The organism is Diaphorobacter oryzae DSM 22780 (assembly GCF_059568935.1).
Window position 1 is genome coordinate 1 of sequence record NZ_JCANUL010000012.1, and the last position, 20150, is coordinate 20150.

The following is a 20150-nucleotide window of genomic DNA, read 5'->3' on the forward strand; positions in this document are numbered from 1 at the left end:
GCCTGTTCACCGCAAGCCCCACGTCGGGGAGGACTGCCTTCTCTTGCAGAGCCGGAAGGGCCTCAAAACTCTCCATCTCGTCAATTGCGACAGAGCATAGAGTTTTGGTGCCCGCGGCCACACGCTGCGCGTGACTTGGTTCCCGAGTCGGCCCCTTGCCCTTGCTCGTAAAAATCTGCGCCATGGTGCGCATCCGCTTCTGGCGAGGGGCGACCTCCAAGCCGAGTTGCCGCATGTACGAACCAGGGTCAAGCTCAATCGACCTCCGCACGGCGGGCCAAGTGGGATCATTCAGCAGAGCGGGCAAGGCCTGCCGATAGTGCGCCAGAACCATCGTGACGGCTTCTGCCTTGTCCTCGCCGCGCAGCTTCTGCGCAGGAGGCGACAGCCCATGGCGGATACCGACCTCGGTGTAGAGGGTCTCGCGCCACCTATTGAGCTGAGCGGGACTTCCACACACTTTTCCGCCCTGCATTCGACCTTCCAGGAGCGGAAGCACCAGCACATGCATGTGCGGAGCACCTTCATCCAAGTGCACATCGGCGCTCAGGATGTTGCGGGGATCGCAAAAGTGCCGGCCCATCCAGGCCAGGCAATCGTTGAAATAGGCGCGATGGTTCTCCGCATTGAAACCGGGCGGCAGGCTAAAGATGACCTCCACGGCGAGCACCACGTTTTTTCGCAGTGGCTTGAGGCCGCGGCCCTTGCCCAGGCCTGCAGCACGCAGCATCGCCCGGGCAGCATGCGTGATCGCCAGGCTCGCGCCGTGACCGGCGTCCGGGCCGGCCAGGGCGTAGTTCAAACGAACGCGCTCTGGGTCAATATGCGGTTGAAGACGCTCGCGCTTGTTATGGCGCCCCGCTTCCAGCAGTTGTCGGAAGGTATGGATACGCCCAATGCGCATGACGCCGCACAGGGCTGGAGCGGCCATCCGTTATCCCTCAATGCCCAGGAGGCGGCGCAAGTCGGCCACAGGCCACGCAAGGCGACCATGGACCCGAATCGGGCGCAGGGGACCGTTTTCATGACAGGCCCAGAGGCGAAGCGTCTGCGGCTTGCGGTTGAGGTGGATTGCAGCTTCGGTGGTCGGCAGTGCTGCGCGGGTTTCCTGGATCAGGGGCTTGATCGAAACCATGGGGGCTCCAGCAAGGGGGAGCCAACTCAGTTTTCTTTGAGTGCATGACATCCCCCGGATTGACGGGAAATTGCCAAGCACTCCTGCGCTACAGCCTTCTTGCGCACTCCTGCCGTATCGACCACAGATCGGTCAAAAGGCTGGATGCACGTACATATGTTAGTGGGCGCGTTGAAATAGTCAAGACGCAGACGGTGATTGCCAAGGGCCGAGGCGGCGCCTGTGGTCGCGGAGATGAGGCCACGCCTACATGGGCAAGCGATTTAGCACTGCTCCAGGCGCACCACGGTGCGGTAGCCGATGGCATGTGCATAGCGCTGCGCACGTCGCAGTGACGGCGTGGCCTTGCTGCCTTCCAGGCCGCGCGATGGTACTTTGCGCAGTGCCCATACGCTCGGCCACGTCTGCCTACTTCAGCCCGGCACGGGTGCACATTGCAAGCAGGTCGCGGACCATCGCAAATTCGCCGGCTTGGGCTTCATACCCTGCTCGGGTTGACGGTGCGGCCAGTAGTTCACCCCTCAAGGGGTTAAGCGGTTTCAATCGCCCGTGCGGGTGGCCAGCGTCATCTTCACAAAGGAAGGCCTGCAGTACCAGCCGGCGGCAGCCTTGCCCACTGTAAGCTCACCGGGCTAAGAGCTTTTTTGTTTCTGGCGCTGGATGGCTACATGGCGCAAAATCCTGTACCGCTGGCTACATGGTGGCTACATGACCCGGAAAAGAAAAACCCCGCTATTTTTTTTATAGCGGGGTTTCCTTTGTATTGGCGGAGAGGGTGGGATTCGAACCCACGGTAGTGTTGCCACTACGCCTGATTTCGAGTCAGGTACATTCGACCACTCTGCCACCTCTCCTGTGTGTCGAAGCATAAGAGTATAGCAAGGTTTCGGAGGGCTGCAGGAGATTGCGCCAAAGAAGCGGCGGCGCGCCTCAAGTCAACTGGAAATTCATGGCTTGAACGGGTGGAGGCAGGTCTTTCTCGCCCAAGGACTCGCGCAGATTGATCTCGATCGCCCGGCACAACGTGTCCAGGGGCAAATCGTTGCTCTCCAGACCAAAGGGTTCCTCGATCTCGTCGCCCAATGCGTCCAGGCCAAAGAAGGTGTAGGCCACGATACCCACAACGAAGGGAGTCATGAAGCCCGTGGTGTCCACCAGTCCGAAGGGCAGCAAGAAGCAATACATGTACGCCGTGCGGTGCAACAGCAAGGTGTACGAAAACGGAATGGGCGTGTTCTTGATGCGTTCACAGGACGCGGCAGATGCGGTCAATGACGACAGGGTGGAATCCAACACCGCCGCCAGGCACGGGTCTATCTGACCCGCGCGCACACAGCTCCCCAGGTCCCGCCCCATGTAGAGCATGACCGCGCTCGCCGGATCCTGCGTCGCGCGCACAGCCTCGAACTCCGGCGGGGTCAGCCACTTCTGCAGCGGCGCTTCGTCGCGTTGGTTTCGCAACTGCAAGCGCAACGCATGCACAAAGGCAATCGCACGGTGGACCATGCGCACGCGCACGTCCGTTTCGCGGCGTACCGAATCGACGGGCTCTGAATTCTGTATGAAGCCCTGGCACTGGCGGGACAAAGAGCGGGTGCGGTGCACGATCTCCCCCCACAGCTTGCGGGCCTCCCAATAGCGGTCGTAGGCCGTCGTGTTGCGGAAACCCAAAAAAATGGCCAACGGCAGACCGATCAGCGTGAAGGGTATCGCCGTGAGCGTGATCTTGATGCTGAACAGATTGCCATGCGCGATCGTGACCAAGGTCGCGAGCAGGATATTGAGCAACAGCGTGCGCCGAATACGCTGCAGCACCGAACCTCGCAATATGAGGAACAGACGAAGCCCGGACGGCCGCTCACGAACGATCATTTTTTCAAACCAAAGGGTAACCCCTAATTGAACCACAACAGATAGGTTGTCTGCGGTTTTCACCAACTCCCGTCCAGCGGTCGTCTTGTTTGCGAATCAAAAGACTTCCGCACCGGACCACGATGAGCCCAAAAGCACCAGCGCTTATGCGTTCAAGATCGGGCAGCGACAGGACCTGAAGAATGGCTCAGGCAGGGACTTCAGAAAACGCAAAACGGGCCGCACAGGCCCGTCTCGTATGGATACTTGCAATGGAGGCAGGGCTTCAAACCCGCGACAGTACCGCCGCCACACCTGATTTCAAGTCAGGCACCTGCGATCACCCTGCCGCCTCTCCTGTGCATCGAAGCATGCGGGTCTAGCAGGTTTTTGCCAACTGCCAGGCAAGCAACCCCGCACTCACTCTGCTGAAATCCGCCGCTCGGTGGCGATCTTGCGGTACACCGCATTCTCGGCCGCGATCTCGCGCGCGAACTCCTCCGGGCGGTTGCCAATCACGCGCGAGCCCGTGTCCTCGATCTGGCGGCGCACCTCGGGGCTGCTCAGTGCGCGCTGCACGGCCGCTTGCACGCGCGACACGACTTCGGGCGACAGCCCCTTGGGGCCAACGATGCCGTAGAACGCGCTGCGGTTCACCTCGTCCAGCCCCAGTTCCTTAAATGTGGGCACCTGGGGCAGTTGCGGCAGGCGCTCGGGCGCGGCCACCGCGAGGGCCACGAGGCGGCCTGCCTTGATGAAAGGCAGCGCCGAGGGCAGGTTGTCGAAAACGATGGGGATCTGGCCCGCCACGGCGTCGTTGAGCGCCGGGCTCGACCCGCGATAGGGCACATGCATGAGCGCCAACCCGGCGCGGCTCGCCATCAGCTCCGTGAGCATGTGACCGATGGAGCCCGTACCCGCCGTACCGTAGGCGTGCTTGTGGGGATTCTTCTTCACTTCGTCCACGAAGGCCGCGAAAGTCTGCGCCTTGAAGCCCGGATGCACGGCCAACACGTTGGGTGTGGCGGCGATGTTGATGATGGGCGCGAAGTCGGTCAACGGGTTGTACGGCAGGCGCGCATTGATGGCCGGGTTGGTCGCCGTGGTGGACACGGTGGCCACGCCAAGCGTGTAGCCATCGGGCTGGGCGCGTGCAGCTTCGTGTGCGCCGATCGATCCGCCCCCGCCGCCCTTGTTGTCCACCACCAGTGGCTGGCCCAGTGCCTCACCTACACGCGGTGCGATGGCGCGCGCAACAATGTCGGTGGTGCCGCCCGCGGCGAACGGCACGATGAGCCGCACGGGCCGCGCCGGGTACGGATCGGCGGCGGCCGCGCCAGTCACGGCGCCCGCCGCCAGGGCCAGGCCGCACAGCAGCACACGAGCGCTGGGGCGCGAAGAAGGAATCGGCATGGGGAATGTCTCCTGAAGTGGATGTCGTAGAGAAAAAGAAGGCGTACCCGCTCAGCCGCAGCGGCGGATGAGGTGCTGCGGCCCGAGGTCCGCACAGGCCATGGCGCCCAGCATGGCGAGGTTGCGGTCCACCTCGTCGCGCAGCAACCCGATGGCGTGGAGCACCCCGGCTTCGCCGGCCACGGCGGCCGCATAGTTGAAGGGGCGGCCCACGAGCACCATGCGCGCGCCGAGCGCGATGGCCTTGAGCACGTCGGAGCCGCGCCGGAAGCCTCCGTCGATGAGCACGGGGTAACCGGGCCCCACGGCGGCCACCACGGCTTCGATCACGCGCATGGCCGACACGGCACCGTCGAGCTGGCGGCCGCCGTGGTTGGACAGCACCACGCCGTCGGCCCCCACGCGCTGGGCCTGCAGCGCGTCCTCCACGCTCAGCACTCCCTTCACGACCAGCGGTCCCTTCCAGCGCCGGCGGATGGCCTCGAGGTGACTCCAGTTCAAATGGTCGCGCGCCGAGAAATCACGCAGCACGGTGGACGACACGATGGGCGCGCCGCGCGTGGCGAACGAATTCTCGAAATGCGGCATGCCATGGCACAGCAGCGTGCGCAGGAACGTGCCCGCTACCCAGCGCGGCCGCACGAGGCCATCCCATGCCAGGCGCAGACTGGGCTTGAGCGGCGTCGAGAAGCCCGTGCGGATGTTGTTCTCGCGGTTGGCCGAGATGGGAATGTCCACCGTGACCACGAGCGTGCGGAAGCCCGCGCGCTCCACGCGATCGATCAGCGCGTCGATGCGCGCCTGGTCGCCGGGCAGGTAGGCCTGGAACCAGGTGCCCGGGCTCTCGCGCGCCACCTCTTCCAGCGGGATCAGCGAGGTGCCGCTCATCACCGACGCAATGCCCGCACGCCGCGCCGCACGTGCCAGAACGAGGTCGCCCCGGTAGGTAGACAGCGCGTTGATGCCCATGGGCGCGATGCCGAAGGGACTGCTGTAACGCTCGCCGAACAGCTCCACGGACTGCGAGCGCTGCGACACGTCGCGCAGCACGCGCGTGGTGAAAGCGTAGTCGCCAAAGACCTCCCGGTTGTCACGCAGCGAGGCGTTGTCCTCGGCAGCGCCCGCGATGTAGCCAAAGATGGGCCGCGGCAGACGCCGGCGTGCCGCTTCCTCGAAGTCGTGCAGCGACAGCATGCGACGCAACACGGCCGGTGGGCGCGGCGCAGGCGCCTGCGCGGCGGCCAGTGCGGGCTGCGGAGCAGTGGATGAGGAAACAGTGGTGGTGGCCATGTCGCGGGCGTGGATTTCGTTCGGATGGAACGCCACTTTAGGTTTCCATTTCAATGCATGAAAGCGAAATATTTAGAATTCATTTATTCGCCTTTTGCCAACTAAAATCCTATGCAATCCCCTTCGATCAAGCAGCTCGAAGCCTTCTGGTGGGCCGCCACCTGCGCCAACTTCGCTACGGCCGCGCAGCGTGTGCACCTGTCGGTGTCTTCGCTGTCCAAGCGCATCAGCGAGCTGGAATCGGTGTTGGGCCAAGCACTGTTCGACCGCAGCGGCCACCGCGCCGTGCTCACCGAAGCCGGCGAGCGCCTACTGCCCGCCGCACTCGATGTACTCAACGCCATGGCGGCTCTGGGCCACGCCCTCGACACGCGCACTGCGCTCACGGGCCACTGCCGCTTCGGTGTGGGTGATCTCTCGGCACTCACCTGGCTGCCGGCCTTCGTGGCGGCAGCCCGGCAGGCGCACCCGCACCTGGTGCTGGAGCCCTACGTGGACGTGGGGGGCGTGCTGGAGCGCCGCCTGGACGATGGCGAACTCGACTTCGCAGTGATCGCGGGTCGCTCGTCACGCAGCACCTTGCTCTCGCAGCCCGTGGGCGCCGCCCGCTTCGCCTGGGCCGCCGCACCTGCCCTGCCGGGCACGGGCCGGCCTGGTGCGGGCGCGCTGCTGCAGCGCCATGCGCTGGTCACGCTGCCGCCGAACGCGGGCACCACGCGGCTGCTCGACGACTGGTTGCTCGCACACCGCGCCACGGTGCGCGAGCGCATTCTGTGCAACAGCTGGGGGGCCGTGGCTGGCATGCTGCGCGCGGGCGTGGGCATAGGCTTCCTGCCCGCGGGCTGGATCGGCACGCTGGGCCTGCGCGCCGTGGGCGGTCGTGCGCCACTGGCGCCGCTGCACTACACATTTCAGTGGCGGCGCGGCGATGCACGGGCACTGATCCCCGCCATGCAGCGGCTGGCGCAGGATCAGGTGGACTTTTCTGCCCCACCCGCACTGGCTGCCTAACCCCCCCAACCCGTCACGGAAAAGCCGGAGCCGGAAACAGTACTCAGATACGAAAAAGCCGCCTTGGATAAGGCGGCTTGATCTCAGGAGAAATTGCGTGCATTTCTCTGCGCTTCCCTTGAAATCTGAAGCCTGGTGCTCTTCAGAGGGAAACTTGGTAGGCGCGATTGGACTCGAACCAACGACCCCCACCATGTCAAGGTGGTGCTCTAACCAGCTGAGCTACGCGCCTGTGTTTGTTCGAGAAGCGAGAGTATATCAGTAAAAACCGCTCTCAAAAAAGAGTGTGGTCAGCGTCTGCGCGCCGACCGCACTCCCTGTACGGAAGCGACGATGCCCAGGACCTTGTTCAACCGCCCGGCATCGGAGACTTCCACGGTGAAGGTCATCCATGCCGTTCCCTTCACCGACTGGGTCTGCACGCCGATTACGTTCGTCTTCTCGCGCGCGAACACCTCGGAGATGTCGCGCAGCAGGCCCTGGCGGTCCGATGCCTCCACCGCCACATCAACGGGATAGACGGCGATCTCCCCGGCCCGGGGCGGCGGCCTTCCCCATTCCACGTCAATCACACGCTCGGCGTTGCGCGCGGCCATTTCACGGAAGTTGCTGCAGTCTGCGCGGTGCACGCTGACGCCCTTGCCCCGGGTCACAAAGCCGCGGATCTCATCGGGCGGCGCGGGCTTGCAGCATTTGGCCAGCTGCGTCATGAGCGAATCCACGCCGACCACCAGGACGCCACCCTTGGGCGCTCCATCGCCGGTGCGCGCCTTCTTGAGCAGCAGGTCCGGCACCTCCTCTACCGGCTCAGGCGGGCGCAGCAGGGTTTCGATGGTGCGCAGAGAAAGCTCGTCCTTGCCCACCACCTCGAACAATGCTTCCGCAGACTTGAAGCCCAGCTGCAAGGCCAGATCGTCCAGTTTGACGGCCGTCTTGCCCTCGCGCTGCAGCAGCTTTTCCACCAGCTCGCGGCCGCGCGCGACCGTCGCATGGGTGGCCTGCGCGTTGAACCAGGCCCGCACCTTGGCCTTGGCGCGGCTGCTGGTGATGTAGCCCAGTTCGGCATTGAGCCAGTCGCGCGAGGGCCGTCCTTCTTTCACGGTGGATATTTCCACCGTTTGGCCGTTTTGCAGCGGCGTGTTGAGCGGAACCATGGCGCCATCCACGCGCGCGCCGCGGCAGCGGTGGCCCACGCTGGTGTGCACCGCGTAGGCGAAGTCGACGGGCGTTGCCCCCTGAGGCAGCTCCACCACGGCAGCGTCGGGCGTCAGCACGTAGATGCGGTCTTCGAACAGGCCGCTGCGACTGGCCGAGCCGACCAGGTCCCGCTCCCACGCCAGCAACTGGCGCAGCACGGCGATCTTGGCGTCGTAGTCGCTGCTGGCCGACACGCCCGCATAGCCTTTGGTGCCGGCCTCCTTGTAGGCCCAGTGCGCGGCCACGCCGTGCTCGGCATGGTCGTGCATGGCCTGGGTGCGGATCTGGATTTCTATGGCCTTGCCCCCCTCGTCGCGCACCACGGTGTGCAGCGACTGGTAGCCATTGGGCTTGGGGCGGGCGATGTAGTCGTCGAACTCCGCCTCGATCGGACGGAAATGGCTGTGCACCCAGCTCAAGGCCGCATAGCAGTCCTTGACGCTGGGCACGATCACGCGCAGCGCGCGGATGTCGAACACCTGGTCGAAGTTGAGCGACTTGCCGCGCATCTTCTTCACGATGCTGTAGATGTGCTTGGGGCGCCCCCGCACGCTGGCGCTGATGCTGCGCGCGCGCAGCTCGGATTCCAGCCGGCTGCGCAGCTGCTCCATGTACAGCTCGCGCTCCACGCGCTTTTCGTCGAGCAGGCGCGCCACTTCCTTGTAGGTGTCGGGCTCCAGAAAGCGGAAGGCCAGGTCTTCCAGCTCCCATTTCATCTGCCAGATGCCCAGCCGGTTGGCCAGCGGGGCGAACACCTGCAGCGCCTCGCGCGCCAGGGCCGGAGACACCGTGCGCTTGGCGGCCGCGTAGTAGCGCAGCGTCTGCAGGCGCGATGCCAGGCGCAGCATCACCACGCGCAGATCGCGCGAGAAGGCCAGCAGCATCTTGCGCACGTTCTCGGTCTGCGTCGCCTCGTCATCCACCTGCAGGCCGGCCACCTGCGCCTCGCGCGCCTGGAGCTGCACGCGCATGAGCTTGGTGGTCTCCATGGCCAGGGCCGCGAAATTGCTGCCGAAGGCCTTGCTGATCACCTCCTCGGGCTTGTTGAGGTGCGCGCAGGTGTAGACCAGATAGACCGCCGCCTGCATGGTCTCCGAGCCGCCCAGATTCCGCAGGATGGTGGCCACCGCGTCTGCGTGGGCCAGCGTGTTCTCCCCGGTTTCCAGCGATTCGCCGATCAGCAGCGGCTCTGCAAAGGCGCGGGCACGCACCAGCGCGTCCACATGCCCGGGGTCGGCCAACGCCGTGGCGGCGATGAGCTGCGGCACCGCCTCAGGGCGCCCTGCCGTGCCCGCGGCGCCCTGCGCCATGGGCATCTGGCCAATCGAACTGCTCTTCATGCTGCCGCCCCCTCCTGCCCACCCAGCAGAAAGCGCGAGACCACGTCCACCTGCCCTTCATCGACCAGCGTCGGGGCATGGCCGACCTCCGCAAACTCCACCAGGCGCGCGCGCGGGCCGCGCTGCGTCATCTGCTGCGCCGTCTGCGGCGACAGCAGGTCGGACTGTGCGCCGCGCAGCAGCAGCACCTGCGCCGTGATCTGCTCGTAGATCTGCCACATCTGCTGCTCGCCGGCACGCGCCATGTCCTGCGTCAGTGCGCGAAACGGCACGGCGATGGCCGGGTCATAGTGCAGCGCCAGGCCGCCCTGCGCCGCGGAGCGCACCATGGCCCGCGACAGTTCCAGCCATTGCGCGGGCGTGTGCGGGCCGAAGCTGCGCGAAATCTCCCACAGCGCGTCGGCCGCCTGCTGCAGCGAATCGAAATGCGCCGGCTCGCCCAGGTACTGTCCGATGCGTTCCAGGGCCTGCCACTCGATGCTGGGCCCCACGTCGTTGAGCACCAGGCGCCGCACGGGCACCGGCAACGGCAGGCCCGGCTGGCCGCACACCACCATGCCGATGAGCCCGCCCATGCTCGTGCCCACCCAGTCCAGCGCACCGATGGGCGCCTGCTGCTGCAGATCGGCCAGAAGGGCCAGCATGTCGGCCACGTACAGGGGCAGCTGGTAGCCCATGGGGTCGGCCAGCCAGTCGCTGCGGCCGCGGCCGACCACGTCGGGGCAGACCACGCGCGCATGGCCGCTCAGTGCGCGGGCCAGCGTGTCGAAGTCCCGTCCCTGCCGCGCCAGGCCATGCACGCAGACGATGACATGCGGATGGGCCGGGTCGCCCGTGCCATTCCACTCCCAGTAGGCCATGCGGTGGCCCTCAGTGGCGCCCCCCGTGGCCGCGTGACTGGGACACGGTACGTATTTCAGCGTAGGTTGAATCATGGAAACGGTACCGTCATGCAGCGCTCGATAATGCCTGCGCTGCATCCTAATTCATTCGGAGAGACTCTCATGCTGAACGGCAAGACCGCCCTCGTCACCGGTTCCACCAGCGGCATCGGCCTTGGCATCGCCAAGGCCCTGGCACGCCAGGGGGCGAACATCGTACTCAACGGATTCGGCGACGTGGACGGGCCACGCGCCGAAGTCCTGGCCGCCGGCCAGGCCGCGGGCGCGCGCGTGGCCTACCACGGCGCGGACATGAGCCGCCCCGGGGAAATCGAAGACATGCTCAAGTACGCCGCCGCCCAGTTCGGCCGCGTGGACATCCTGGTGAACAACGCCGGCATCCAGCATGTGGCCAGCGTGCAGGACTTCCCCGTCGAGAAGTGGGACGCCATCATCGCCATCAACCTCACCAGCGCCTTCCACACCACGCGCCTGGCGCTGCCGGCCATGCTGGCCAACAACTGGGGGCGCATCATCAACGTGGCCTCGGTCCACGGACTGGTGGGCTCGGCGCAGAAGTCCGCCTACGTGGCGGCCAAGCACGGCATCGTCGGCCTGACCAAGGTGACGGCCCTGGAGAACGCCACCACCGGCGTGACCTGCAACGCGATCTGCCCGGGCTGGGTGCTGACCCCGCTGGTGCAAAAGCAGGTGGATGCCAAGGCCGCCGCCTTGGGCATCTCCAACGAGGACGCCAAGAAGCTGCTGTTGGGCGAGAAGGAGCCTTCCATGCAGTTCACCACGCCCGAAGAGCTGGGCGAGCTCGCCGCGTTCTTCTGTTCAAAGGCCGCCGACAACGTGCGCGGCGTGGCCTGGAACATGGATGGCGGCTGGGCCGCCCAGTGAGCCGACACCGGCGATGAGGCCATTGCTACTGATACTGTAGCTGACAGCGCCCGCCAATCGGGCGCTGCAGGTCTCAAACGCCGAAATCAGCGCAGCTGCACCGAGCCCGAGACGGTGACCACCACCTGGGCCTTGCCGGCCTCGACCGGCACCGGCGCATCGGACGCGTAGGACGCCGCCTTGGCCTCCATGGCCATCATGCGCGGGCGCGGGCCGGGCACCATCTCGTTGCTGTGGACCGCCACCTCGCGCAGGCCGTAGCCGCCAAAGCCGAAGCCGCGCGCCAGCTCGGTGGCGCGCACCTTGAACGCCTCGATCGCCCGGGACTGGGCCTCGCCCTCCACCTTGGCGCGCGCCTCGCGCGACAGGTCGAAGGCGGCCTGGCTGATCGTCAGGCTCTGGATCTTCGCCGCCGTGCCCGTGATGCGCGCGAAGTCGCGCCCCTCCAGCACCAGTTCCGCGCGGCCCTGCCAGCCGGTGATCTTGCCGTCCTTGCCGTAGCGCGGGTACATGCCGAAGGTGCCCGTGCGCACCTCCATCTGCTGCGGCTGGGCGGCGCGGCGGGCCTCGGCCATCGCCGCGTCCAGCGCCTGCCGGAGCTGGGTCTGCACTGCCGCAGCGTCCGGCGCCTCCTTGGTGGTGCCCAGCGTCAATACCAGCACATCCTGCTGCACCTCCACCGTGCCGGATGCCGACAGCTGCAGCACGTTCTGCGGCGGCGCCGATGCGCCATTTTGAGCGAACACGGCAGAAGCACCCGCCAACAAAGCGCAAGCAGCTATCATTTTTGAATATTTCTTCATCTTGGTTCTTTCCTTCCTGGTGCTGGCCGGCCGGCGACTGCGGCAGCCATGGACAGATACGCTAACAGCGCCATGCCGCACCCTTGGTGAATGCCGGGTAATGCCATTGCGAGGCCTCGCAAAACCTGTAACAGTTGGTCAGACCCCTCGGAAAAACCTGAACTTCGGGCCACAAGCTGGTCAGAATCGGCTCTGTTACAAATTGGACTGGGGAAAGACAGCATGGCTTCAACAACCAACCGTACCGACAAAGTGCTCGTGGTCGACGACGACGCGCGCATCCGCGACCTGCTGCGCCGCTATCTGACGCAGGAAGGCTTCGAAGTCATGGTTGCGGAAGACGGCAAGGCGCTCAACCGCATCCTGCTGCGCGAGACCGTGGACCTGATCGTGCTCGACCTGATGATGCCCGGCGAGGACGGCCTGTCGATCTGCCGGCGCCTGCGCGCGGCCAACGACCGCACGCCCATCATCATGCTCACCGCCAAGGGCGAGGACGTGGACCGCATCGTCGGCCTGGAAGTGGGCGCCGACGATTACCTGGGCAAGCCCTTCAACCCGCGCGAGTTGCTGGCGCGCATCCACGCCGTGCTGCGCCGCCGCCCGCCGCAGGAGGCGCCGGGCGCCCCCTCGGGCGACAACGAGGTCGTGACCTTCGGCCCCTTCACCTTCGACCTGGGCACGCGCGCGCTGCAAAGGAACGGCGAGGAGCTGCCGCTGACCACGGGCGAGTTCGCCATGCTCAAGGCCCTGGTGCGCCACCCGCGCCAGCCGCTGTCGCGCGAAAAGCTCGCCCTGCTGGCGCGCGGACGCGAGTTCGAGCCCTTCGACCGCAGCCTGGACGTGCAGATCTCGCGCCTGCGCAAGCTGGTCGAGGTGGACGCCGCCGCGCCGCGCTACATCCAGACCGTCTGGGGCGTGGGCTACGTGTTCGTGCCGGACGGCACGAACTGACCCGCCCTTTCCGCGGCGGACGCGGCGGGCCCGGCCCTGCGGGCACCGCGTCCCTCCAGATGCCCTGCCAACCTGCCTATCCATGAGCGCCCTTCACGACGCCCCCTCCGACGCCACCAGCCCGGCGCCGCTGGAGGCCTCCATCACCCGCCGGCCCCAGCGTTCGCGCGTGGGGCTGAATCTTTTCTGGCGCACCTTCTTCCTGCTGGCGATCCTGCTGGTGGGCAGCATCCTGGCCTGGCTGCAGACGCTGCGCGCGCTGGAGTTTGAGCCGCGCGCGCTGCAGACGGCGCAGCAGATCGCCTCGCTGGTCAACCTGAGCCGCGCGGCGCTCATCCACTCGGACGCCATCGCCCGCGTCTCCCTGCTCAAGACCATGGCCGACCAGGAAGGCGTGCGCATCCTGCCGCGCGAGCCGGGCGACAAGTTCGAGCTGCTCGCCCCCTCGGCGCTGGGCTCGCGCCTGTCCGAAGAGCTCATGCAGCGCCTGGGGCCCGGTACCATCGTGGCCAGCAGCGTGAACGGCGAGCATGGCCTGTGGGTGGGCTTCACCATCAACGGCGACCCCAACTGGCTGCTCATGGACCGCTCGCGCCTGAGCGCCGCCGGCGGCAAGACCTGGATGATCTGGCTCATCACCGCCGGCGCGCTGTCGCTGGCGGGAGCCGCGGTCATCGCCCGGCTCATCAACCGCCCGCTCAAGCAGCTCAGCGACGCCGCCAACCGCGTGCGCGACGGCGACTTCGCCAACAGCCGGCTTGACGAAGAGGCCGTGACCAGCGAGATCCGCGAGGTCAACATCGGCTTCAACCGCATGGCGCAAAAGCTCGCCAAGCTGGAGCAGGACCGCGCCGTGATGCTGGCCGGCATCTCGCACGACCTGCGCACGCCGCTGGCGCGCCTGCGCCTGGAGACCGAGATGAGCGTCACCGACGAAGTGGCGCGCGAACACATGGTGGCCGACATCGTGCAGCTCGACGCCACCATCGACAAGTTCCTCGACTACGCGCGCCCGGACACCGTGGCGCTCAGCCCCGTCAACCTGCATGGCGTGGTGTCGTCGTGCGTGTACGCGGTGCAGGACCACCGCGAGCTGCAGATCACGATGAGCGTGCCCGAGGACCTGATCGTGATGGCCGACGAGGTGGAGCTGGCCCGCGTGATCTCCAACCTGCTGGAGAACGCGCGCCGCTACGGCAAGAACCGCGAGACCGGCATCACCACGGTGGACATCGCCGCCAAGGCGCGCGAGAAATGGGTGCTGGTCAAGCTGCGCGACCACGGCCCCGGCGCGCCGCCGGAGCAGCTGGCCAACCTCACCAAGCCGTTCTTCCGCGGCGACGCGGCCCGCACGGCGGCGGCCGGTGCCGGGCTGGGGCTGTCCATCGTGGACAAGACCGTGCAGCGCATGGGTGGCATCTTCGCGCTGGCCAATTCGGCCTCGGGCGGGCTGGTCGCCCATATCCAGCTGCAGCGCGCCACCAACCTGCCCGAGGGGCAGGACCCGCAGCAGCGCCTGCAGCGCCCGCAGATCAAGCGCCACCTGCCACCCCGCAGCGGCACGCCGCCGCCGCGTCAAAAACCATAGCTGTCAGCGCTTGTCAGACGGACGATTCAGGCATGTTCATGCCTGAAATCACCGATTGGCAAGCGCAACCAGCTACTCTTTCAATAGCAGCACGGCGGCGCGCGCCTCGATGGACAGGCCCTGCCCCACCGGGCCCAGGCGCTCGGCCGTCTTGGCCTTCACGTTCACCCGGTCGGGCGGCAGGCCCAGGGCGGCGGCGATGCGCTCGCGCATGGCCGGTATGTGCGCCGCCAGGCGCGGCGCCTGCGCCACCACGGTGCTGTCGATGTTGCCGATGGCGTAGCCCCGGTCGCGCACGCGGCGCGCCGCCTCGGTCAGCAGCACCACCGAATCCGCGCCGTGAAAGCGCGCGTCGGTGTCCGGGAAATGGCTGCCGATGTCGCCCAGCGCCGCCGCGCCCAGCAGCGCGTCGGTGATGGCGTGCAGCAGCACGTCGGCGTCCGAATGGCCCAGCAGGCCCATGGCATGGGGAATCTCCACGCCGCCGATGACCAGGCGCCGCCCGGGCACCAGCGCATGCACGTCCCATCCCTCGCCAATCCTGAAATCCATGCCTGCTCCGTTCATTGCTGTCACTGTGTCCTGTGGGAAAACAAGGTCTTGGCGGGCTCGCTGGCAGCCGCGCCGCGGTCGCCGCCAAAGCGCTCCAAGGTGGCGCCGTGCATGCGCTGGGCCAGCACGGCCTCGGCCAGGGCGAAGTCGTCCGGGTACGTGACCTTGAAGTTCTGCGCGCCGCCCGGCACCAGCCGCGGGCGCAGGCCCATGGCCTCCATGGCGCTGGCCTCGTCGGTGGCCGCCGCGCCCACATGCTCCAGCGCGCGGCGCAGCGGGCCGATGCGGAACATCTGCGGCGTCTGGGCCAGCCACTTGTCGCTGCGGTCCACGGTGGAGGCCACGCGCACGCCGCCCGGGCCGTCGGTGGCGGTCTTCAGCGTGTCGGCCAGCTTGTGCGCCAGCAGGCCGCCCACGCCGTCGTGCTGGCAGGCGTCGATGAGCGCGTCGATCTGCGCCGTGGTCACCAGGCAGCGCGCCGCGTCGTGCACCAGCACCCAGTCGTCCTCGGCGGCGCCGCGCGCCTGCAGGGCCTTGAGTCCGCCCAGCACCGTGTCGGCGCGCGTGGCGCCGCCGCAGGGCACGGCAAAGAAGGCGGGGTGCGGATGGCCGTCAAAGAAACCGTCGCCCGGCGCCACGGCCACCAGCGTGCCCGCCAGCCGCGCCACGCCCGCAAACGCCGCCAGGGTGTGCAGCACCATGGGCAGTCCCGCCACGGGCTGGTACTGCTTGGGCTGGTACTGCTTGGGCTGGTACTGCTTGGGCTGGACGGCACCGCCGGCCGGCGCCGCGGCGCGCACGGCCCGCGTGCCCGTGCCCGCGCAGGGCACCAGCCCCCAGAAGCGCCCTGGCACGTGGCGGGCAGGGGCGGAGGCGGGCAGCAGGTCGGTCATGGGTGGGCATTCTAGAATCTCCGGTTACCGCCCCGAGCCGCCCGGCGCGCGCTGCACCTGCATTCGCAGCCGCCCGCCGGCACCACCCGCATGGACCTGCCCAAACTCTCCCCCGGAAAACGATTCACGCTGCCCCGCCCCGTGGGCAGCGCCGACGCCCTGCTGCTGGCCCGCCTGGGCGAGCGCGAGAAGGCCGCCGGGCGCACTACCGCCATCGTCACGGCCGACGCCACCGATGCGCAGCGGCTCATCGACGAGATGGCCTTCTTCGCGCCCGAGCTGCGCTGCGCCCTGTTTCCCGACTGGGAAACCCTGCCCTACGACAGCTTCTCGCCGCACCAGGACCTGATCAGCGAGCGCCTGGCCACGCTGTGGCGCATTTCGCAGAAGGACAAGGACACCGGGGCTGACGTGGTGCTGGTGCCCGCCACCACGGCGCTGTACCGCCTGGCGCCGCCCGCGTTCCTGGCGGGCTATACCTTCCACTTCAAGGTCAAGCAGCGGCTGGACGAGGCCAAGCTGCGCGCGCAGCTCACGCTCGCGGGCTACCAGCATGTCTCGCAGGTGGTGGGCCATGGCGAATACGCCGTGCGCGGCGGGCTCATCGACCTGTTTCCCATGGGCTCGGCCGTGCCCTACCGGGTGGACCTGTTCGACGACGAGATCGACTCCATCCGCACCTTCGACCCCGACACGCAGCGCAGCCTCTACCCCGTGCCCGAGGTGCGGCTGCTGCCCGGGCGCGAGTTCCCCATGGACGAGGCGGCGCGCGCCAAGTTCCGCCAGCGCTGGCGCGAGCTGCTGGAGGGCGACCCCACGCGCAGCCGCATCTACAAGGACATGGGCAACGGCGTGGCCACGGCCGGCATCGAGTACTACCTACCGCTGTTCTTCGACGACACCGCCACCGTGTTCGACTATCTGGGCGAGCAGGCCACGGTGGTGCTGCACGGCGACCTGGAGACCGCCTTCCAGCGCTTCTGGCAGGACACGCGCGACCGCTACCGCCTGATCCAGGGCGACCCCGACCACCCCACCCTGCCGCCCGAGGCCCTGTTCCTAGGCACCGAGCAGTTCTACGTGCAGGCCAACCAGCACGCCCAGCTGTCGCTGCGCCCCCGCGGGGACGACGCCGCCGACGACGCCCGGTTCCAGAAGCTGGGCGACCTGGCCGTGGTGCGCGGCGCCGAGGACCCGCTGGCCAAACTGCAGGCCCATATCCGCGCCACGCCGCAGCGCGTGCTGCTGCTGGCCGAGAGCGACGGCCGGCGCGAGAGCCTGCTGGACTTCCTGCGCGCCTCGGGCCTGAACCCGCCGGCATTCGACAGCCTGGCCGAATTCCAGTCCACGCCCGAGGAGCGCGTGGGCATCGCCACGGCGGCGCTGGCCACGGGCTTCGCCTGGCCGGAGGAAGGCCTGGATCTGGTCACCGAGACGGAGCTGTTCGCCGCCGGCAGCACCACGCGCCGGCGCAAGAAGCAGGAGCAGGCCAGCGACGTCGAGGCGCTGATCAAGGACCTGTCCGAGCTGAAGGTGGGCGACCCGGTGGTGCACAGCCAGCACGGCATCGGCCGCTACCGGGGCCTGATCCACATGGACGTGGGCAACCGCAACCCCGACGGCAGCCCCGCCCTACAGGAATTCCTGCACCTGGAATACGCCGACAAGGCCGTGCTCTACGTGCCCGTGAGCCAGCTGCAGCTCATCGGCCGCTACACGGGCGTGTCCGCCGAAGAGGCGCCGCTGCACAAGCTGGGCAGCGGCCAGTGGGAAAAGGCCAAGCGCAAGGCGGCCGAGCAGGTGCGCGACGCCGCGGCCGAGCTGCTCAACATCTACGCCCGCCGCGCCGCGCGCGAGGGCCATGCCTTCCGCTACTCGCCCAATGACTACGAGCAGTTCGCCAACGACTTCGGCTTCGAGGAAACGGCGGACCAGAAGGCCGCCATCCACGCTGTGGTGCAGGACATGATCAGCCCCCGCCCCATGGACCGCCTGGTCTGCGGCGACGTGGGCTTCGGCAAGACCGAGGTCGCCCTGCGCGCCTGCTTCGTGGCCGTGACCGGCGGCAAGCAGGTGGCGTTCCTGGCGCCCACCACGCTGCTGGCCGAGCAGCACTACCGCACGCTTTGCGACCGCTTCGCCAAATGGCCCGTGAAGGTGGCCGAGGTCTCGCGCTTTCGCTCGGGCAAGGAGATCTCCGCCGCCGTCAAGGGCATTGCCGACGGCACGGTGGACATCGTGGTCGGCACGCACAAGCTGCTCAGCGAATCGACCCAGTTCAAGAACCTGGGCCTGCTCATCATCGACGAGGAACACCGCTTCGGCGTGCGCCACAAGGAGGCCATGAAGGCCTTGCGCGCCGAGGTGGACGTGCTCACCCTCACCGCCACGCCCATCCCGCGCACCATGGGCATGGCGCTGGAGGGCCTGCGCGACCTGTCCGTGATCGCCACCGCGCCGCAGCGCCGCCTGGCCATCAAGACCTTCGTGCGCAGCGAGAACACGGGCGTGATCCGCGAGGCCGTGCTGCGCGAGCTGAAGCGCGGCGGCCAGTGCTACTTCCTGCACAACGAGGTGGAGACCATCGAGAACCGGCGCCAGAAGCTGGAGGAAATCCTGCCCGAGGCGCGCATCGCCGTGGCCCACGGCCAGATGCCCGAGCGCGAGCTGGAAAAGGTGATGCGCGACTTCGTGGCGCAGCGCTACAACATCCTGCTGTGCTCGACCATCATCGAGACCGGCATCGACGTGCCCACGGCCAACACCATCCTCATCAGCCGCGCCGACAAGTTCGGCCTGGCGCAGCTGCACCAGCTGCGCGGCCGCGTGGGCCGCAGCCACCACCAGGCCTATGCCTACCTGATGGTGCCGGACATCGAGGGCCTGACCAAGCAGGCCCAGCAGCGCCTGGACGCCATCCAGCAGATGGAGGAACTGGGCAGCGGCTTTTACCTGGCCATGCACGACCTGGAAATCCGCGGCGCGGGCGAGGTGCTGGGCGAGAGCCAGAGCGGCAACATGCTGGAGGTGGGCTTCCAGCTCTACAACGAAATGCTGTCCGAGGCCGTGCGCAGCCTGAAGGCCGGCAAGGAGCCCGACCTGCTCGCCCCCCTGTCCGCCACGACCGACATCAACCTGCACGCACCCGCCCTGCTGCCCGACGACTACTGCGGCGACGTGCACCTGCGCCTGTCGTTCTACAAGAAGCTGGCCACAGCCAGGACCAGCGACCAGATCGACGGCCTGCTCGAAGAGATCGTGGACCGCTTCGGCAAGCTGCCGCCGCAGGCGCAGACGCTGCTGGACGTGCACCGCCTGCGCGTGCTGAGCCAGCCCTACGGCGTGGTGAAGGTGGACGCGGCGCCCGGCGTGATCCACATCACCTTCAAGCCGCAGCCGCCCATCGACCCGATGAGCATCATCCAGCTGATCCAGAAGAACAAGCACATCCGGCTGGCGGGCAACGAGAAGCTGCGCATCGAGCGCGAGCTGCCCGACCCCGCGGCCCGCGCCCAGATGGTGCGCGACGTGCTGCGCAGCCTGGGCCAGCCGCTGGCCGAGGCCGTGCCGGCCTGAGCCATGTTCCTGGAAGCCACCCTGGCCCTGCTGGCCCTGGCCGCCGCCCTGGCCGCCCGGCCCTGGCGCCTGCTGGCCAGCCGCAAGCCCCTGGTGCACGAGGCGCACGGCGCGCCCGCCGCGCTGTGGACGCCGCTGCTGGCCACGCTGGCGCTGCTGCCCTGGGCCTGGGCGCTGCCCACGCTGCACGCCATGCCGCTGCAGCTGCAGTGGTCGGGCGCCTGCCTGGTCACGCTCATGCTGGGCTGGCCTCTGGCCGTGCCGGCGCTGCTGGCCGTGGGCACCATTGCGGCGCTGATCTCCCCCGGCCTGGGCTGGCCCGAGGCCCTGGGCCTGTCGGTCTGGCAGGGCGTGGTGCCCGCAACCCTCACGCTGCTGCTGGGCGTGCTGCTGCGCCGGCTCTCCGGCAACCGCGCCCTGGGCGGCGCGCGCATCTTCGTCTACGTGCTGGGCCGGGGCTTCCTGGGCACGGCGCTGTGCGTGTTCGTGGCCGGCTCGCTGTCGCAGTGGGCGGGCCATGTGCTGCCGGGCGTGGGCGAGCAGCTGTCGCTGGTGGCGCGCTGGCTCATGGCCTGGGGCGACGCGGTGATCACCGGCATGCTGTGCGCGGTGTTCGTGGCCTTCAAGCCCGAATGGCTGGCCACCTGGTCGGACACGCTGTACCTGCACGACAAAAAGCCATGAAGCGCGCATCCACACAGCGCAAGAAGCTATTAATTCAATAGCACTCGATGCACACGGGGTGCCCGTGCGCCTGTGA

16 protein-coding genes and 2 tRNA genes are annotated in these 20150 nt (G+C 67.6%); 6 read left to right on the forward strand and 12 right to left on the reverse strand.

Annotated features, from left to right (window positions below; genetic code table 11):
- From BP68_RS15810 to BP68_RS15835, 6 genes are all read right to left on the reverse strand, one after another.
- Positions 1-931 (reverse strand): plasmid recombination protein (locus tag BP68_RS15810; RefSeq protein ID WP_496373487.1); only part of this gene is annotated, 931 nt, incomplete at its 3' end.
- 3 nt (positions 932-934) lie between these two features.
- Positions 935-1135, reverse strand: coding sequence for a DNA-binding protein (locus BP68_RS15815; RefSeq protein WP_496373489.1), 201 nt, complete (start codon positions 1133-1135; stop codon positions 935-937).
- Positions 1136-1899: 764 nt separating this feature from the next.
- Positions 1900-1989, reverse strand: a tRNA-Ser gene (locus tag BP68_RS15820).
- Between the two features lie 76 nt (positions 1990-2065).
- Entirely contained in the window at positions 2066-3007 is a 942-nt protein-coding gene (locus BP68_RS15825; protein ID WP_496373706.1) for a bestrophin family protein, read from the reverse strand.
- Between the two features lie 399 nt (positions 3008-3406).
- Entirely contained in the window at positions 3407-4399 is a 993-nt protein-coding gene (locus tag BP68_RS15830; protein ID WP_496373491.1) for a tripartite tricarboxylate transporter substrate binding protein BugE, read from the reverse strand.
- 51 nt (positions 4400-4450) lie between these two features.
- Positions 4451-5689, reverse strand: coding sequence for an alpha-hydroxy acid oxidase (locus BP68_RS15835; protein ID WP_496373708.1), 1239 nt, complete (start codon positions 5687-5689; stop codon positions 4451-4453).
- 111 nt (positions 5690-5800) lie between these two features.
- On the opposite strand from BP68_RS15835, the gene BP68_RS15840 reads away from it, so the two are divergent.
- Entirely contained in the window at positions 5801-6700 is a 900-nt protein-coding gene (locus BP68_RS15840) for a LysR family transcriptional regulator (protein ID WP_496373493.1), read from the forward strand.
- Positions 6701-6855: 155 nt separating this feature from the next.
- Here the strand turns inward: BP68_RS15840 and BP68_RS15845 are convergent.
- From BP68_RS15845 to BP68_RS15855, 3 genes are all read right to left on the reverse strand, one after another.
- Positions 6856-6932: transfer RNA gene (locus BP68_RS15845), tRNA-Val, on the reverse strand.
- Positions 6933-6990: 58 nt separating this feature from the next.
- A complete protein-coding gene (locus BP68_RS15850) occupies positions 6991-9213 on the reverse strand; it encodes a RelA/SpoT family protein (protein WP_496373710.1) in 2223 nt (740 codons plus the stop codon).
- A 20-nt stretch (positions 9214-9233) separates the two neighbouring features.
- Positions 9234-10172 (reverse strand): alpha/beta fold hydrolase, encoded by a 939-nt coding sequence (locus BP68_RS15855; protein WP_496373495.1) that lies wholly within the window; start codon positions 10170-10172, stop codon positions 9234-9236.
- 69 nt (positions 10173-10241) lie between these two features.
- Between BP68_RS15855 and BP68_RS15860 the strand changes: the two genes are divergently transcribed.
- Positions 10242-11024 carry a 3-hydroxybutyrate dehydrogenase gene (locus BP68_RS15860; RefSeq protein ID WP_496373497.1) on the forward strand — a complete coding sequence of 261 codons (783 nt, stop codon included), beginning with the start codon at positions 10242-10244 and terminating at the stop codon, positions 11022-11024.
- Between the two features lie 86 nt (positions 11025-11110).
- Here BP68_RS15860 and BP68_RS15865 read toward each other — a convergent pair whose 3' ends face one another.
- The gene (locus tag BP68_RS15865) at positions 11111-11827 is read right to left on the reverse strand and encodes an SIMPL domain-containing protein (protein WP_496373499.1); all 717 of its coding nucleotides are present in this window, start codon (positions 11825-11827) and stop codon (positions 11111-11113) included.
- A gap of 222 nt (positions 11828-12049) precedes the next feature.
- Between BP68_RS15865 and ompR the strand changes: the two genes are divergently transcribed.
- Both ompR and BP68_RS15875 read left to right on the forward strand, forming a co-directional pair.
- Positions 12050-12781, forward strand: coding sequence for an osmolarity response regulator transcription factor OmpR (gene ompR / locus BP68_RS15870; protein WP_496373501.1), 732 nt, complete (start codon positions 12050-12052; stop codon positions 12779-12781).
- A gap of 82 nt (positions 12782-12863) precedes the next feature.
- Positions 12864-14369, forward strand: coding sequence for a sensor histidine kinase family protein (locus BP68_RS15875; protein WP_496373503.1), 1506 nt, complete (start codon positions 12864-12866; stop codon positions 14367-14369).
- A gap of 72 nt (positions 14370-14441) precedes the next feature.
- On the opposite strand, the gene ispF is transcribed toward BP68_RS15875, so the two are convergent.
- Positions 14442-14921 carry a 2-C-methyl-D-erythritol 2,4-cyclodiphosphate synthase gene (gene ispF, locus BP68_RS15880; protein WP_496373505.1) on the reverse strand — a complete coding sequence of 160 codons (480 nt, stop codon included), beginning with the start codon at positions 14919-14921 and terminating at the stop codon, positions 14442-14444.
- A 20-nt stretch (positions 14922-14941) separates the two neighbouring features.
- Entirely contained in the window at positions 14942-15814 is an 873-nt protein-coding gene (locus tag BP68_RS15885; RefSeq protein WP_496373507.1) for an IspD/TarI family cytidylyltransferase, read from the reverse strand.
- A 90-nt stretch (positions 15815-15904) separates the two neighbouring features.
- Here BP68_RS15885 and mfd point away from each other — a divergent pair, with 90 nt between their 5' ends.
- Complete coding sequence (gene mfd / locus BP68_RS15890) at positions 15905-19390, forward strand: transcription-repair coupling factor (protein WP_496373509.1); 3486 nt, start codon at positions 15905-15907, stop codon at positions 19388-19390.
- Between the two features lie 3 nt (positions 19391-19393).
- Entirely contained in the window at positions 19394-20074 is a 681-nt protein-coding gene (locus BP68_RS15895; RefSeq protein ID WP_496373511.1) for a hypothetical protein, read from the forward strand.
- Positions 20075-20150: the final 76 nt, after the last annotated feature.